The 728-nt window shown below is 49.9% G+C and carries 1 protein-coding gene; it reads left to right on the forward strand.

Annotated features, from left to right (window positions below):
• The coding region (gene tssI / locus AAC854_RS22840; RefSeq protein WP_340619091.1) for a type VI secretion system tip protein TssI/VgrG at positions 1 to 728 on the forward strand (728 nt) is incomplete at both ends.

Below are 728 nucleotides of genomic sequence, written 5' to 3' on the forward strand. Positions count from 1 at the left end.
TTTCATTACAAGCCACAGGCAGACGGTGATGAAAGTGCGACCGTTGTCGGGCCGGAAGGGGAAGAAATCTTCGTCAACAAAGACGGCGCGATAAAAGTGCATTTTCACTGGAACCGTTATGACAAGGCGGATGACAGTGCGTCCTGCTGGGTGCGTGTCGCTCAGGGCTGGAACGGTAACGGTTTTGGTTTTATGGCGATACCGCGTATCGGGCAGGAAGTGATTGTTTCCTACCTCAATGGCGATATTGACCGCCCGATAGTCACCGGCTGCGTTTACAACGGCCTGAACCGTCCCCCATTGGATTTACCGGCCGCCAAAACCCGCACCACGTTTAAGACCAAAACTCACAAAGGGGAAGGTTTCAACGAACTGCGTTTTGAGGATGCGAAAGGCAGTGAGGAAGTGTTTATTCATGCGCAAAAGGACATGAAAAACCAGATACTCAATGATGAAACCAGCAATATTGGTCATAACCGCACACACCATATTAAAAATGATGCGCATTTACGCGTTGATAATGAATACCGCGTACAGGCAAACAATGACATTTCGCTGTCCACCGGGCAAAAACTCCATATCAAGGCTGACGATGCGCTGTTAACACAAAGTGGCAATGAAATTCACCTGAGTTCCGGCGCTAAGGTTGTGATTGATGCCGGTGCTGAACTGACCCTTCAAGCCGCCGGGCATTTTCTGAAAATCGATGCAGGGGGGATCACCAGCAG

This window comes from Xenorhabdus entomophaga, from assembly GCF_037996725.1.
Lineage (GTDB): Bacteria > Pseudomonadota > Gammaproteobacteria > Enterobacterales > Enterobacteriaceae > Xenorhabdus > Xenorhabdus khoisanae.